A 15,157-nucleotide genomic window follows, 5' to 3' on the forward strand; every position below is an offset into this window, starting at 1 on the left:
CGCCCGGACGCGGGCCGGCGGATCAGGCCAGCGGCCCCGTCACGCTCTCCGCGGCCCGCACCAGCGAGCCGTCGCGGACGAAGGCGCACGCGGCCTCCAGGTCGGGCGCGAGGAACCGGTCCCGCCCGGGGCCGGGCACCCCGGCCGCGCGCAGCGCCGCGAGCACCGCGGCGGTCGCGGGCGCGGGCCGCGCCCGCGTACCGGTGGTCCGGATCTCCAGCGCCCGCGTGGCGGCGAACATCTCGACCGCTACCACCCGCGCCAGCGCGTCCACCGCGGTCCGCAGCTTCCGCGCCGCCGACCAGCCCATCGACACGTGGTCCTCCTGCATCGCCGAGGACGGGATCGAGTCGACCGACGCGGGCACCGCGAGCCGCTTCATCTCGCTGACCAGCGCCGCCTGCGTGTACTGGGCGATCATCAGCCCGGAGTCCACCCCCGGGTCGTCCGCGAGGAAGGGCGGCAGCCCGTGCGACCGGTTCCGGTCGAGCAGCCGGTCCGTACGGCGCTCCGCGATCGAGGCGAGGTCGGCCGCCGCGATCGCCAGGAAGTCCAGCACGTAGCCGACCGGAGCACCGTGGAAGTTGCCGTTCGACTCGACCGTGCCCGCCTCGGTCACCACCGGGTTGTCGATCGCCGCGGCGAGCTCGCGCTCGGCGACCAGCCGGGCGTGTGCCAGCGTGTCCCGTCCGGCCCCGGCGACCTGCGGCGCGCACCGCACGGAGTACGCGTCCTGCACCCGCGGCGCGTCGTCCTGGTGGTGCCCGGTCAGGCCGGAGCCGGCGAGCACCCTGAGCATGTTGTCCGCGCTGGCCGCCTGCCCGGGGTGCGGGCGGATCGCGTGCAGTTCGGGCGCGAGCACCCGGTCGGTGCCGAGCAGCGCCTCCAGCGTCAGCGCGGCGGTGACGTCGGCCGCGGTGAACAGCCCGGCCAGGTCCGCGCAGGCCATCACCAGCATGCCGAGCATGCCGTCGGTGCCGTTGATGAGGGCGAGGCCCTCCTTCTCCCGCAGTTCGACCGGCTCGATGCCGTGCTCGGCGAGCAGTCCGGCCGCCGGGCGCACCACGCCGTCCGGCCCCTCCGCCTCGCCCTCCCCCATCAGCACCTGCGCGCAGTGCGCGAGCGGCGCGAGGTCCCCGGAGCAGCCGAGCGAGCCGTACTCGTGGACGACCGGGGTGATCCCCGCGTTCAGCACCGCCGCCATCGTCTCCACGACCACCGGCCGCACCCCGGTACGGCCCGACGCCAGCGTCTTCAGCCGCAGGAACATCAGCGCCCGCACCACCTCGCGCTCCACCCGCGGCCCCATCCCCGCGGCGTGCGAGCGTACGAGGCTGCGCTGCAACTGCGCCCGCAGCTCCGGGCTGATGTGCCGCACCGCCAGCGCGCCGAACCCCGTCGACACCCCGTAGACCGGTTCCGGCTTCGCCGCCAGCGCCTCGACCGCCTCCCGGGCGCGCGCCACCCCCTGAAGCGCCTCCGCCCCGACCTCCACCCGGGCGTCCCCCCGCGCCACGGCCACCACGTCCTCGGCCGCGACCCCGTACGCCCCCACCACCACGTTCTGCATATTCATATTCACAAACCCTAAGCACTGAATCCCCCGCTGTCACCCGCCCCCACGCCCGCCTCCGAGCCCCACGCCTCAGAACCCCGCGGGCATGCCCGGGTCAGGGGTGATGGCCGCGGAGCGTGCGGCGGTCGGCGTCGGGATGCGGCGGCGGGGTGTCGGCGAGCCGCACCACCGGGTCCTGCGGGCCCTCGCGGCCGGCCACCACCGGGTGGTCCGCGCGCAGCGCCTTCGCCCGGTACTGCGCCGCGTCCGCCAGCCGGAAGAGCCGCCGCGCGGACCGGACCGGCCCGATCGGGTCCTCGGTGGAGGCCACCCCGCACGCCACCCCGTCGCCGACCTCCAGTTCGGCCGCACGGCGGCACAACTCGTCGGCGGCGCGCACCACTTCGTCCGCGCTCTGCCCCACCGCCACGATGCAGAACTCGTCCCCGCCCAGCCGCGCCGCCAGGCTCCCGGGCAGCATCGCCCCGCACAGCGACAGCAGCGAGCCGAACCGTTCCAGCAGCCGGTCCCCGACCGCGTGGCCGAGCCGGTCGTTGACCCGCTTCAACCCGTTGAGGTCGCACACCATGAGGCTGACCACCACGCCCTGCCGCCGGTGCAGCTCCAGCGCCTCGTCCAGCCGCACGTCCACCGCCCTGCGGTTGCCCAGCCCTGTCAACGGGTCGGTGAACGCCAGGAGCCGGACCTCCGCCAGCCGCTCGGTCTGTGCGATGCCCGACGCGAGCAGCGTGGCCAGCACCGTCGCGAAGTCCGCGTCCTTGCGGTCGAAGCCCGCCTCGCCCACCCGCCGCGCGACGTACAACTCGCCCCAGGCCCGCCCGTGCAGCACGATCGGCGCGACCACGCAGCTGCCGCGGCCGCGCCGGCGCAGCGCCGCGGCCCGGCCCCAGCTCCCGCCGCCGGGCGAGGTGCCGGACGCGTCCTCGGTCTCCACCCAGGCGTGCGGCTCGCCGCCGGCCGCCCAAGTGCCGTGCAGGAACTCGGCGATCTCCGGGAAGTCGTGCACCGAGTACGACTCGTCGGCCGGCTCCGGCTCCTCGCCCGGGGCCAGGTCGCCGTCGTTGACCAGCACCCGCAGCCGGCCGGACTCCCGCTCCCAGGACGAGACCGCGGCGAAGGCGCCCTGCATCGCCAGCCGGGCGCCCCGCGCCCCTGCCCGCACCGTGGCGAGCGGGGTCTGCGCCGTGGCCAGCGCCTGCGCCAACTCCACGACCGCCCGCAGCCGCACATCGGCCGTACCTTCCGCCATCACCCCAGGCTAGGCACCTTCGCCCCGGCTCGACGGGCGACCCGGCCCCGCACTGGGCCGAACGGACCTGCCACTGCTCTCGCCGGGTTCACCACCCCGGCCAGGCCGGCCGCCGCTTCTCGTTGAACGCCGCGACGCCCTCCGCCCGGTCGGCGGAGAAGGCGACGGTGCGCCAGGCCGCGTCCTCGACCTCCATCCCCGCGCGCAGGTCCAGGCCGTGGCCGACCCGCAGGGCCTGCTTGGCGGCGCGCAGCCCCACCGGGGAGTTGGCCGCGATCCGCGCCGCCAGCTCCAGCGCTGCGGTACGGGCCCGGCCGGCCGGTACGACCTGGTCGACCATGCCCAGCGCCAGCGCCTCGGCCGCCGGGACGCGCCGCGCGGTGAAGACCAGTTCCGCCGCCTTGGCCGCCCCGACCCGGCGCGGCAGCAGCTGGGTGCCGCCGCCCCCGGGGATCACCCCCACCGAGACCTCGGGCAGGCCGACCACCGCGGCCTCGTCCGCCACGATCAGGTCGCAGGACAGCGCGAGTTCGTAGCCGCCGCCCAGTGCGAAGCCGCCCACCGCGGCGATCGCGGGCATCGGCAGGTCCAGCACCCCGCCGTAGGCCGCCCTGGCCCGCGGGCGCTGGCGCAGCAGTTCGGCGTCGCTCAGTTCGTTGCGCTCCTTCAGGTCCGCGCCGGCGCAGAAGGCGCGCTCGCTGGAGGAGGTCAGGACGGCTACGCTCACGGCCGGGTCGGCGGCCAGCGCCGCGCACGCCGCCGCGATCGCCTCGGCCATCGCGGTGGAGACCGCGTTCATCGCCTGCGGGCGGTCCAGCACCACTTCGGCGACGTGCTCGCCATGCCGCCGCACCTCGACGACGTCCCCGAACCTGCGCGCGCCGCCGGTGTTCTCCTGCTCGCCCATGCCGCCCGTCCCTCCCGTGCAGTTAACGATCGCGAACCTCGCGCCATCCTCGCACGGCCCGGCCCGGGCGCCCCCGGAGCAGCCCGGTCAGGTGGCTCCGGGCGGCCCCGGTCAGGTGTCGCGGCGGGACAGCAGCCAGGGCTCGACCACGCCGAGCCCGCGGACCGGGCGGCGCCACATCGGCTGGAGCGCGAAGCGGTACTTCTCGGTGGTCGCGTCGTCCGCCTCGACGTCCGCCTCCGACAGGGGCGCCTCGCCCGCCGCGCCGAGCGCCTCCGCGAAGTCGCCGTCCACCAGGACCGCGTCCCGGGGCGCTATCGAGGTGAGGCGGGAGGCGAGGTTGACGGTGGTGCCGAACACGTCGCCCATGCGCGTGGTGACGGTGCCGAAGGCCATCCCCACCCGCAGCGCGGGCATCGTCTCGTCGCCGGTCATCGTCTCGATCAGCCGCATCCCGATCTCGGCCGCCGTACCGGGGTCGTCGGCGACGAAGAGCACCTCGTCGCCGAGCGTCTTGATCAGCCGCCCCCCGTACGCGGCGACCTGGTCGGCCGCGGTGGTCTCGAACGCCTCGACCAGCTCGCCGAGTTCCTCCTCCTCCAGCCGGCGGGTGAGCCGGGTGAAGCCGACCAGGTCGGCGAAGCCGACCGCGAGCCGGCGGTCGACCGCCTCTTCGTCGTCGGACTGCACCACCCGGCTGGTGGCGGCCGCGACCTGGCGGCGCCAGACGTAGATCAGGAACTCCTCCAGCTCGGGCAGGAGCAACTCGACCAGCGGGTAGGCCACCTCGGCGCGGGTCATACCGGGCTCGGGCGGCTCGGTCAGCCCTTCGAGGAAGGAGTCGGTCTGCCAGTCGGCGAGCCGCGCGGTGGTCTGCCCGGTCGACCGCGCCACCTGGATCGCCATCGACTCGCTGAGCAGCCCCGCCTCGACCAGGCCCGCCAGCCGGCGCAGCGCCAGCACGTCGGCCTCGGTGAGCGCCTTGGCCTGGCCGATGTCGGCGAAGCCCATGGCCCGCCAGAAGCGGGAGGCCAGGTCCATGGACACGCCCGCGGTGCGGGCCGCCTGGAAGGGGGTGTACTGGCGCGGCGCGCCGAGGATCAGCTGCTCCAGCCGGAGGGCGAGCGGGTGTTCGCCCGGGCCCTCGGGGTCGCCGCCGTCCCCGGGGTCGCCCGAACCGCCCGGGTCGCCCGGGTCATCCGGGTCGCCCGCCTCACCGGACACGTCCGGCTCACCCGAGGTCTCACCCGGCTCACCCGAAGACTCGTCCGAAGGCTCACCCACTGTCCCGCCCGAAGGCTCACCCGCGGTCCCGTCCGGGCCCTGGACGGCACCGGCAGGCGCCGGCTCCACGCCGCCCTCACCCTCGGGCACGTGCCCGGGCCCGTCACCGGACGCGGCGCGCGCACCGCCCGCAGCGGCACGCGCACCGTCGGAGGCGGCATCGCCGCCGGGGGCGCTCGGCGGGGGGCTGTCGTTGTCCACGCTTACCGCCCGGCCCCTGAGAAGTCCCTGCGCACAGCCCTTCCGATCATCGAGACGACGCAGCCCCTCAACGATACGGCAGGTGTGCCCTGGCTCACTCTCCTTCGGTGGGGCGCAGATGGACGACGTCCCCGGCGTCGACCGGCTGCTCCCCCTGCGGCCCGGCGATCACCAGCCGCCCGTCGCCGTCGACCGCCACCGCCGTGCCGGACAGGTCCCGGCCGCCGGGCAGCTCGGCCCGCACCTGACGGCCGAGCGTGGCGCAGCCGGCCGCGTAGGTCTGCTGGAGCCGGGACGCGGCCGGGTCGCCGTCCGCGGCGCGCCAGGCGTCGTACCAGTCGCCGAGCGAGCGCAGCACCGCCCGCAGCAGCGGGTCGCGGTCGGTGCCGGCGGCCCCGGCCAGCGCCAGCGAGGTGGCGGTGCGCACCGGCAGTTCCTCGGCGCGCAGCGAGACGTTGAGCCCGATGCCGAGGACGACGGCGCCGTCCCCGACCCGCTCGGCGAGGATGCCGCCGGCCTTGCGCTCCTCGCCGTCGACGGTCAGCAGCAGGTCGTTGGGCCATTTGAGGGCCGTGTCGACGCCGGCGGCGCGGGACAGCGCGGTGGCGGTGGCCACCCCGGCCAGCAGCGGCAGCCAGCCCCACCGGTGCACGGGGACGGGCCGGCGCACACCGTCGGCGGTCGCGGCCGCCTCACCCGGTCGGAGCAGGACCGAGAAGAACAGTCCGGAGCGGGCCGGGGCGCTCCAGCGCCGGTCCAGCCGGCCGCGGCCGGTGGTCTGCTCCTCGGCGACCAGCACCGCGCCCTCCGGCGCGCCGGCGGCGGCCCGGGCGGACAGGTCGCTGTTGGTGGAGCCGGTGGCCTCCACCACATCGAGCGAGGTCCATACCGCTTCCGGTGTGACCACCGCCTTGCGCAGGGCCACGGCGTTGAGCGGCGGCCGTTCCAGGTCGGACCAGCGGCTGGACGTCATGCCCCCACCCTATGAGCCGCGCCCGCCGCCGGGTGCCGCGCCCGCCCGGCACGTACGGGATGTGGTGAACGCCGCACTGCTCGTTCGTCTCCGTCACCACTACGCTACGCAACAGCGTTACTCGCCAGTCACGTACGCGCGGACCGTACGCGTACGACCCGCCGAGAGCAGGAGAGCCGCCTCCATGGCCGAGCCGCAGTACGACATCCACACGACGGCGGGCAAGCTCGCCGACCTGCGCCACCGCATCGAGGAGGCGACGCACGCCGGCTCGGCGCGTGCCGTGGAGAAACAGCACGCCAAGGGCAAACTCACCGCCCGGGAGCGGATCGAACTGCTGCTGGACGAGGGGTCGTTCACCGAGCTGGACGAGCTGGCCCGGCACCGCTCCACCAACTTCGGCATGGCGGCGAACCGGCCGTACGGCGACGGCGTCGTGACCGGCTACGGCACCGTGGAGGGCCGCCCGGTGGCGGTCTTCTCGCAGGACTTCACCGTCTTCGGCGGGGCGCTGGGCGAGGTGTTCGGCGAGAAGATCGTCAAGGTGATGGACTTCGCGCTGAAGACCGGCTGCCCGGTGATCGGCATCAACGACTCCGGCGGGGCCCGCATCCAGGAGGGCGTCACCTCGCTGGGCATGTACGGCGAGATCTTCCGCCGCAACACCCACGCCTCGGGGGTGATCCCGCAGATCAGCGTGATCGTCGGGCCCTGCGCGGGCGGCGCGGTCTACTCCCCCGCGATCACCGACTTCGTGGTGATGGTCGACCAGACCTCGCACATGTTCATCACCGGGCCCGACGTCATCAAGACGGTCACCGGCGAGGACGTCGGCATGGAGGAGCTGGGCGGCGCGCGCACCCACAACACCACCTCGGGCAACGCCCACCACCTGTCGGGCGACGAGAAGGACGCCTTCGAGTACGTCAAGGCGCTGCTGTCCTACCTGCCGGGCAACAACCTGGAGGAGCCGCCCGCCTTCCCGGCGACCGCGGACCTGGCCGCCACCGACGAGGACCGCGAGCTGGACACGCTGATCCCCGACTCGGCCAACCAGCCGTACGACATCCACCAGGTCATCGAACACGTGCTGGACGACGGCGAGTTCCTGGAGACCCAGGCGCTGTTCGCGCCGAACATCGTCACCGGGCTCGGCCGGATCGAGGGCCGGCCGGTGGGCGTGGTCGCCAACCAGCCGCTCCAGTTCGCCGGCTGCCTGGACATCAACGCCTCGGAGAAGGCGGCGCGGTTCGTGCGCACCTGCGACAGCTTCAACATCCCGGTGGTCACCTTCGTCGACGTCCCCGGCTTCCTGCCCGGCACCAGCCAGGAGTGGGACGGGATCATCCGCCGCGGCGCCAAGCTGATCTACGCCTACGCCGAGGCGACGGTCCCGCTGATCACGATCATCACGCGCAAGGCGTACGGCGGCGCGTACGACGTGATGGGCTCCAAGCACCTGGGCGCGGACCTCAACCTCGCCTGGCCGACCGCCCAGATCGCGGTGATGGGGGCGCAGGGCGCGGTGAACGTGCTGCACCGCCGCACGCTGGCCGAGGCGGCCACCCCGGAGGAGGCCGACGCGCTGCGGCAGCAGCTGATCACCGACTACGAGGACACGCTGCTGAATCCTTACGTCGCGGCCGAGCGCGGCTATGTGGACGCGGTCATCGAGCCGTCCAGGACCCGTGCCCACCTGGTCAAGGCGCTGCGCACGCTGCGCAACAAGCGGGAGAGCCTGCCGCCGAAGAAGCACGGCAACATCCCGCTGTGACGCCCCCGCGTCCGTCGGCTCGTCCGCTCGTCCGCTCGTGCGTGGTGTCCGCGCCCTTGCGACCCGCGCCCCGCGCTTCCGTGCTTCCGTCGACAGGAGGACCGCAGAGATGATGATCAAAGTGGAGCGGGGCCGGCCGACCCCGGAGGAACTGGCGGCGGTCGTCGCGCTGGTCCAGGCGCGGGCCGCGGCGGCCGACCTGGGCGGCGGGCCGGAGCCGGCCGTGCGCAGCTCGTGGTCCGACCCGGCGCGTACGGTGCCGGGCGTCGCGCCCCGCCCCGGGCCGGCGGCGTGGCGCACCTCGGTGTGGCCGGCCTGACCACCGGTCCCGACCGGGCGGCAGTGAGTACCCGTACTCAGGCGCGGGGCGGCGCCGCGGTCCACCCTTGACGGCATGCTCTGGTCCGACGATCAACCGCGCCAGCGCGACGAGGAGTTGCGCCGGGCCCAGCTGATGGTGCGCCGGGCCATGCTGGTGCTCGCGGTGGCGGCGGTCGTCGGGATGGCGGTGGCGGCCTGGCACGCGTGACGGGCCATGCAGGCGTTGCGCGGCCGGAACGGGACCGCGGGGCCGGGGCGGCGGCGGGCCTCTCCTACGATGGCCCGGTGACCTCGACACCGCGCCGCGCCCTCGTCCTCGCGTCCGCCTCGCCCGCCCGCCTCGGGCTGCTGCGCCAGGCGGGGCTCGACCCGCGGGTGGTGGTCTCCGGCGTCGACGAGGAGGCGATCACCGCGCCCTCCCCCGCCGAGCTGGCCCGCGTGCTGGCCGAGGCGAAGGCCACCGCGGTCGCGGAGGGCGGGCTGCTGGACGGCGGTGAACTCGTGGTCGGCTGCGACTCGGTGCTGGAACTCGACGGCGGCGCGCTGGGCAAGCCGCGGGACGCCGCCGAGGCGACCGACCGCTGGCGCGCGATGCGCGGGCGCAGCGGGGTGCTCAGGACCGGGCACTGCGTCATCGACACGGCCGACGGCCGCCGGGTCTCCCGGACCGCCTCCACCACGGTGCACTTCGGCACCCCCGACGACGACGAGGTCGCGGCCTACGTCGCCAGCGGCGAACCCCTCCACGTCGCCGGTGCCTTCACCCTCGACGGCCGTTCGGCGCCCTTCGTCACCGGCATCGAGGGCGACCCCGGCAACGTCATCGGCCTGTCCCTCCCCCTGCTGCGCACCCTCCTGGCCGAACTGGGCACCCGCCTCACGGACCTGTGGGCGTAGCCGCCTAGGTGGCCGGGGCGGCCTCGGCCACTCCGGCGGAGTCGTCGCCCTCGTCGGGCGCGTACATCAGCAACGTCCCGACCAGCAGGGCGAGTACCACCATCATCGCCACGAAGGCATACCAGCCGACCAGGCCCACCACGACCGCGCCGACCACGCCGTGGACGACCGCGCAGACGATGAGGACGATCCGCCCCACCCGCCCGGCCATCTCGTCGCGCAGCGCGATCCGCGCCACCAGTACCGCGCAGCACAGCAGGAAGAGCGCGAAGACGCCGCCGGCCGCCCACGCGCCGACGGTCATGGCGTGCGTCGGCAGCCCGCCGAGCGACATCTGCTGGCGGCGAACCGCCAGCCCGAGTATCCAGTTGACGGCCGCGATGGTCAGCGCGTCGAGCACGAGCACCACCGCGGTCGCCACGGCTATCCCTCTGCGCATTCCGTCCCCCTTGTCATGCCTGCCCGCCTTCGGGCCGGTTGGCCCCCGCGGCGCGCACCTGCGCCGCGGCCCGACCCGCCGGGATTTCCACGGGAGTTACCCCAGGTACCCAGGGCTCGCAGGCTACTCACGGGTATGCGCGGCGGCAAGGGTCCTGACCCAACCACCCGCCAGGGAACGCGCGGCGGCAAATTTTCCGTCCGCTGTTCGTAGGAATCCCACAAAGGATCGGCGCGTCGCAGGTCGGCCGACATGCGAGACGCGATCCACACCCGGGAGTGCGGGACATTGCGCCAATCCGCGCCGTACCTTGGAATGAGCAGGCTTTCACGGGGTTCTCCAGGCCCCTGGATCACCCTGCGTGTGGGCAACCTCACGTCCAGGGGCGCCTCGGTTTCAAGTGTGGCCATTGCCTAAACTCTGCTTGTTCCAAGGAGGGAGCCATCGTGCGCAAGGTGCTCATCGCCAACCGCGGTGAAATCGCTGTCCGTGTCGCTCGTGCGTGCCGGGACGCCGGCATCGGCAGTGTCGCGGTGTACGCGGAGCCGGACCGGGACGCCGTCCATGTCCGGGTTGCCGACGAGGCGTACGCGTTGGGTGGTGACACCCCGGCGACCAGCTATCTCGACATCGGGAAGGTGCTGGCCGCCGCAGCCGAGTCCGGGGCGGACGCGGTCCACCCCGGTTACGGGTTCCTGTCGGAGAACGCCGAGTTCGCGCAGGCCGTGCTGGACGCCGGACTGACCTGGATCGGCCCGCCGCCGCAGGCGATCCGCGACCTGGGCGACAAGGTGGCGGCCCGTCACATCGCCCAGCGCGCGGGCGCGCCGCTGGTGGCCGGCACCCCCGACCCGGTCTCCGGCGCGGAGGAGGTCGTGGCGTTCGCGAAGGAGCACGGCCTGCCCATCGCGATCAAGGCCGCCTTCGGTGGCGGCGGCCGCGGCCTGAAGGTCGCCCGCACCCTCGAAGAGGTCCCCGAGCTGTACGACTCCGCGGTGCGCGAGGCGGTGGCCGCGTTCGGCCGCGGCGAGTGCTTCGTGGAGCGCTACCTGGACCGCCCCCGGCACGTCGAGACCCAGTGCCTGGCCGACACCCACGGCAATGTCGTGGTGGTCTCCACCCGCGACTGCTCCCTCCAGCGCCGCCACCAGAAGCTGGTGGAGGAGGCCCCGGCGCCCTGGCTGTCGAAGGAGCAGAACGCGCAGCTGTACAGCGCGTCGAAGGCGATCCTGCGCGAGGCCGGCTACGTGGGCGCGGGCACCTGCGAGTTCCTGGTCGGCCAGGATGGCACGATCTCCTTCCTGGAGGTCAACACCCGGCTCCAGGTGGAGCACCCGGTCACCGAGGAGGTCTCCGGGATCGACCTGGTCCGGGAGATGTTCCGGATCGCCGACGGCGAGGCGCTCGGCTACGACGACCCGCCGTCGCGGGGCCACTCGTTCGAGTTCCGGATCAACGGCGAGGACCCGGGGCGCAACTTCCTCCCGGCGCCGGGCACGGTGACGCTGTTCACGCCGCCGTCGGGCCCCGGGGTGCGGCTGGACGCGGGCGTGGAGTCCGGCAGTGTGATCGGCCCGGCGTGGGACTCGCTGCTGGCGAAGCTGGTGGTGACCGGGGCGACGCGCGAGCAGGCGTTGCAGCGCGCGTCCCGTGCGCTGGGCGAGTTCACGGTGGAGGGGATGGCGACCGCGATCCCGTTCCACCGCGCGGTGGTGGTCGACCCGGCGTTCGCCCCGGTGGACGGGAACCCGTTCACGGTGCACACCCGCTGGATCGAGACGGAGTTCGTCAACACCATCCCGCCGTTCGCCGGACAGGCGGCCGACGAGGAGGAGGGCGGCGGCCGGGAGACCGTCGTCGTCGAGGTCGGCGGCAAGCGCCTGGAGGTCTCGCTGCCCGCGCACCTGGGCATGACGCTGGCCCGTACGGGGCTGGCCGCCGGTGCCAAGCCGAAGCGGCGGGCCGCGACGAAGGCGACCGCGGCGGCGTCCGGTGACACGCTGGCCTCGCCGATGCAGGGCACCATCGTGAAGGTGGCCGCCGAGGAGGGCCAGAAGGTCGCCGAGGGCGACCTGATCGTGGTCCTGGAGGCGATGAAGATGGAGCAGCCGCTCAACGCGCACCGCTCCGGCACCGTCGTGGGCCTGAAGGCGGAGGTCGGCGCGTCGATCTCCTCCGGCGCGCTCATCTGCGAGATCAAGGACTGAGGTCCGCGCGGGGCGCCCGGCGTACGGGGCGCGGCAGCGGGCGGCGGGCGACCTTCGGGTCGGCCGCCGCCCGCTTCTCGGCTCCGCGGCCGCTCAGCGCAGCCGGGGCTTCGGGGGCGCCTTGAGCAGCAGCACCATCACCAGGGCGGCCGCCACGAAGACCGCCGCGAGGGTGAACGCGGCCGTGGCGCCGCTGATGAACGCGTCGCCGTGCGTGTGCCGGGAGACCGTGCCGAAGACGGTGACCAGGACCGACAGCCCGAGGCTGCCGCCGACCTGCTGCATCGTCTGGAGCAGGCCCGAGGCGGAGCCGGCCTCCTTCGGCTGGACGCCGGAGAGGATGAAGGTGTTCAGCGGCATCATCGTCCAGCCCACCCCGAACCCGATCAGCATCAGCGGGCCGAGCAGCCCGGCCGCGTAGCCGTCGGAGCTGCTGAGCTGGGTGATCCAGACCGTGCCCGCCAGGTTGAGCGGCAGCCCGAGGGCCACCACCGTCTTCGCGCCGAACCTGCCGATCATGCGTGGCGCGAGCCGCGCGGCGACGAACAGCAGCCCGGCCAGCGGCAGGAACGCGAAGCCGGTCCGCAACGGGCTGAAGTGCAGGTAGGTCTGGAGGTACTGGGTGGTGAAGTAGAAGACGCCGAACATCCCGGCCGGCACCAGCAGCATCACGCCGTAGGCGATGGCGCGGTTGCGGTCGGCGAACAGCCGCAGCACCACCAACGGCCGCTCCACCCGCGTCTCGTTGACCAGGAACGCGCCGAGCAGCGCGACGGCGGCCACGAACGAGGTGATCGCGCGTCCGTCGCTCCAGCGGCTCTCGCCCACCCGGATGAAGCCGTAGACCAGGGTGGCCATGCCGAGGGTGCCGGTCAGGGCGCCCGCGACGTCGAAGCGGCCGCCGCGGTGGCGCTCGGTCTCCGTGACGAAGCGCGGGGCCAGCAGCAGGATCGCGGCGCCCACCGGCACGTTGACGAAGAACACCCAGCGCCAGGTGCCCAGGTCGGTGAGGATGCCGCCGGCGGTCAGCCCGATCGCCGAGCCCGCGCCGGAGACCGCGGAGAACACGCTCAGCGCCCGGTTGCGCTCGGTGCCCTCGGCGAAGGAGGTCGCGATCAGGGCGAGGGTGCTGGGTGCGGCGAGCGCGGCGGCCGCGCCCTGGAGGCCGCGGGCGACCAGCAGGGTGGTGGCGTCGTTGGCCAGCCCGCCGGCGATCGAGGCGACGGTGAAGGCGCCGACGCCCCAGACCATCGCCGTCCGGCGTCCGACCAGGTCGCCTATTCGGCTGCCGAGCAGCAGCAGGCCGCCGAAGGCGAGGGTGTAGACGTTGAGCACCCAGGACATGCCGGTCGCCGAGAAGCCCAGGTGGGAGCCGATACCGGGGAGTGCGACGTTCACCACGGTCGCGTCGAGCAGGATCATCAGCTGGGTGCCGACGATGGCACCCAGCACGAGGTACGGATGGGCACGGCCGCGGGCTGAACGGTCCGCGCCCGGGAGACGGGTCGCACTGGTCGCAGGGGCCGCCGGGGCCGCCGCCGGGGTGGCAGGGTCCGCAGGGACGGCAGAGGCCGAAGGGGTCGAGCTTCTCGGGCGGGGTGAGCCGTCGGAGTCACGCGTCGTGGGCGTGGGCATGGCGAGGAAGCCTCCAGCGGTGGAAGTAAACGGAGGTCGTCTCCGAAACTATACGGAGACTTCCTCCGGAACCACCACCGGAACTACCATCTATTTCGGCGGGATGTTCCGGGACGGAGGCGTGACCAGGATGCGGGCAGACGCACAGCGCAACTACGACCGTTTGCTCGAAGAGGCGCGGCAGGCGTTCATCGTGCACGGCACCGACGTCGCACTGGAGGACATCGCCCGGCACGCGGGCGTCGGCATCGGCACCCTCTACCGCCACTTCCCCAACCGCTACAGCCTGATGAACGGCGTCTTCCACCGCGAGATCGACGCGCTGTCCGAGCGGGCGGCCGAACTCGCGACCGCGGCCGACCCGACCGAGGCCCTCACCACGTGGCTGTACGCGATCGCGACGCACTCCACCCTCTACCGCGGCATGGCCGCCGCCATCGGCGAGGCGTCGGACACGCAGATGCCCGCCTGCAAAATGCGGATGCGCGAGGCGGGTTCGGTGCTGCTGACCCGCGCCCAGCGGGAGGGCGACGTCCGGGCGGACATCCAGATCGGCGACCTGCTGAAACTCACCTACGCGGTGGTGCAGGCGGCCGAGAAGGACCCCTCGGAGCACGGGGTGTTCAAGCGGCTCATGACGCTGATGATGGAGGGCATCCGGGTCCGGCAGCCCGCACCGGAACTCCAGCGGTGAGCGCCCACCGGGCGGCGGCTCCCCGGGGGCGCTTCCCCGGGGAGCCGGCCGCTCGCGTTCAGCGGCGGCGGACGTCCGCCAGGCGGGCCGCCGAGCCCTCGCCCGCCGAGCCCAACGGCGGGGCGCCGCGCAGCGGGTGGTGCCGTCGAGGCCCGGGCAGCCCCCGTCCGGAGGCGAGCGTCTCGGCGGTGGCGGCCGAGGCGGCCGCCGCGCCCGCACCCGGCACCGGTGCCACGGTCACCTGCACACCGCGGTCGGCCAGCGCCTGGAGTTCGGTACCCGCCCGCTCGTCGTCCGGCTCGGAGTCGTCGGTGACGAGATGGGTGATCTGGTCGGTCGGCACGGTCTGGAACATCGTGTCCGTACCGAGCTTCGTGTGGTCGGCGAGCACCACCACCTCCGCCGCGGCCTGCACCAGCGCCCGGTCCACGCTCGCGGAGAGCATGTTGGACGTCGACAGCCCGCGTTCGGCGGTCAGCCCCGCGCCGGACAGAAACGCCCGGGACACCCGCAGCCCTTGCAGCGACTGCTCGGCGCCGCTGCCGACCAGCCCGTAGTTCGAGCCGCGCAGGGTGCCCCCGGTCATCACCACCTCGACACGGTTGGCGTGCGCCAGCGCCTGGGCCACCAGCAGGGAGTTGGTCACCACGGTCAGCCCGGGCACCCGGGCCAGCCGTCTGGCCAGTTCCTGCGTGGTGGTGCCCGCACCGACCACGATCGCCTCGCCCTCCCCGACGAGGCCGGCCGCGAGATCGGCGATGGCCGTCTTCTCCGCGGTCGCTAGATGGGATTTCTGCGGGAAGCCGGACTCCCTGCTGAAGCCACCCGGCAACACCGCACCGCCATGCCGGCGGTCCAAGAGTCCTTCCGCCTCCAGCGCCCGCACGTCCCTGCGCACGGTCACTTCGGACGTCTGGACGACCCGGGCGAGCTCCCGGAGCGACACCGCTCCGTTGGCCCGCACCATTTCCAGAATCAACTGACGACGTTCTGCAGCGAA

General features: G+C 73.9%; 14 protein-coding genes. 6 read left to right on the forward strand and 8 right to left on the reverse strand.

Annotated features, from left to right (window positions below):
* Nucleotides 1–22 precede the first annotated feature (22 nt).
* From hutH to AC3EVP_RS00950, 5 genes are all read right to left on the reverse strand, one after another.
* The gene (gene hutH, locus AC3EVP_RS00930) at nucleotides 23–1,576 is read right to left on the reverse strand and encodes a histidine ammonia-lyase (RefSeq protein ID WP_435124805.1); all 1,554 of its coding nucleotides are present in this window, start codon (nucleotides 1,574–1,576) and stop codon (nucleotides 23–25) included.
* A gap of 94 nt (nucleotides 1,577–1,670) precedes the next feature.
* Nucleotides 1,671–2,825 (reverse strand): GGDEF domain-containing protein, encoded by a 1,155-nt coding sequence (locus tag AC3EVP_RS00935; protein ID WP_335981699.1) that lies wholly within the window; start codon nucleotides 2,823–2,825, stop codon nucleotides 1,671–1,673.
* A gap of 88 nt (nucleotides 2,826–2,913) precedes the next feature.
* Entirely contained in the window at nucleotides 2,914–3,732 is an 819-nt protein-coding gene (locus AC3EVP_RS00940; protein ID WP_435124810.1) for an enoyl-CoA hydratase/isomerase family protein, read from the reverse strand.
* 111 nt (nucleotides 3,733–3,843) lie between these two features.
* A complete protein-coding gene (locus tag AC3EVP_RS00945; RefSeq protein ID WP_435125563.1) occupies nucleotides 3,844–4,956 on the reverse strand; it encodes an adenylate/guanylate cyclase domain-containing protein in 1,113 nt (370 codons plus the stop codon).
* 355 nt (nucleotides 4,957–5,311) lie between these two features.
* A complete protein-coding gene (locus AC3EVP_RS00950; RefSeq protein WP_435124813.1) occupies nucleotides 5,312–6,190 on the reverse strand; it encodes a biotin--[acetyl-CoA-carboxylase] ligase in 879 nt (292 codons plus the stop codon).
* Nucleotides 6,191–6,374: 184 nt separating this feature from the next.
* On the opposite strand from AC3EVP_RS00950, the gene AC3EVP_RS00955 reads away from it, so the two are divergent.
* The 4 genes from AC3EVP_RS00955 (at nucleotide 6,375) to AC3EVP_RS00970 (ending at nucleotide 9,182) form a co-directional block, all read left to right on the forward strand.
* Nucleotides 6,375–7,964: an acyl-CoA carboxylase subunit beta gene (locus tag AC3EVP_RS00955; protein ID WP_335981705.1), complete on the forward strand. Its 1,590-nt coding sequence runs from the start codon at nucleotides 6,375–6,377 to the stop codon at nucleotides 7,962–7,964.
* Between the two features lie 109 nt (nucleotides 7,965–8,073).
* Nucleotides 8,074–8,283 (forward strand): acyl-CoA carboxylase epsilon subunit, encoded by a 210-nt coding sequence (locus AC3EVP_RS00960; protein ID WP_435124818.1) that lies wholly within the window; start codon nucleotides 8,074–8,076, stop codon nucleotides 8,281–8,283.
* A gap of 75 nt (nucleotides 8,284–8,358) precedes the next feature.
* The gene (gene mmpB, locus AC3EVP_RS00965; protein WP_335981706.1) at nucleotides 8,359–8,493 is read left to right on the forward strand and encodes a morphogenic membrane protein MmpB; all 135 of its coding nucleotides are present in this window, start codon (nucleotides 8,359–8,361) and stop codon (nucleotides 8,491–8,493) included.
* Between the two features lie 77 nt (nucleotides 8,494–8,570).
* Nucleotides 8,571–9,182: a nucleoside triphosphate pyrophosphatase gene (locus AC3EVP_RS00970; protein WP_335981707.1), complete on the forward strand. Its 612-nt coding sequence runs from the start codon at nucleotides 8,571–8,573 to the stop codon at nucleotides 9,180–9,182.
* Nucleotides 9,183–9,186: 4 nt separating this feature from the next.
* Here AC3EVP_RS00970 and AC3EVP_RS00975 read toward each other — a convergent pair whose 3' ends face one another.
* Nucleotides 9,187–9,621 carry a hypothetical protein gene (locus AC3EVP_RS00975; RefSeq protein ID WP_335981708.1) on the reverse strand — a complete coding sequence of 145 codons (435 nt, stop codon included), beginning with the start codon at nucleotides 9,619–9,621 and terminating at the stop codon, nucleotides 9,187–9,189.
* A 446-nt stretch (nucleotides 9,622–10,067) separates the two neighbouring features.
* Between AC3EVP_RS00975 and AC3EVP_RS00980 the strand changes: the two genes are divergently transcribed.
* Nucleotides 10,068–11,828, forward strand: coding sequence for an acetyl/propionyl/methylcrotonyl-CoA carboxylase subunit alpha (locus AC3EVP_RS00980; protein ID WP_435124823.1), 1,761 nt, complete (start codon nucleotides 10,068–10,070; stop codon nucleotides 11,826–11,828).
* Nucleotides 11,829–11,921: 93 nt separating this feature from the next.
* On the opposite strand, the gene AC3EVP_RS00985 is transcribed toward AC3EVP_RS00980, so the two are convergent.
* Complete coding sequence (locus AC3EVP_RS00985) at nucleotides 11,922–13,463, reverse strand: MFS transporter (protein ID WP_435124826.1); 1,542 nt, start codon at nucleotides 13,461–13,463, stop codon at nucleotides 11,922–11,924.
* A 130-nt stretch (nucleotides 13,464–13,593) separates the two neighbouring features.
* Between AC3EVP_RS00985 and AC3EVP_RS00990 the strand changes: the two genes are divergently transcribed.
* Nucleotides 13,594–14,157: a TetR/AcrR family transcriptional regulator gene (locus tag AC3EVP_RS00990; protein WP_435124829.1), complete on the forward strand. Its 564-nt coding sequence runs from the start codon at nucleotides 13,594–13,596 to the stop codon at nucleotides 14,155–14,157.
* Nucleotides 14,158–14,215: 58 nt separating this feature from the next.
* Here the strand turns inward: AC3EVP_RS00990 and AC3EVP_RS00995 are convergent, their stop codons facing one another.
* A complete protein-coding gene (locus tag AC3EVP_RS00995) occupies nucleotides 14,216–15,124 on the reverse strand; it encodes a DeoR/GlpR family DNA-binding transcription regulator (protein WP_435172850.1) in 909 nt (302 codons plus the stop codon).
* Nucleotides 15,125–15,157 lie beyond the last annotated feature (33 nt).

The sequence above is a fragment of the Actinacidiphila sp. bgisy144 genome (assembly GCF_057708105.1).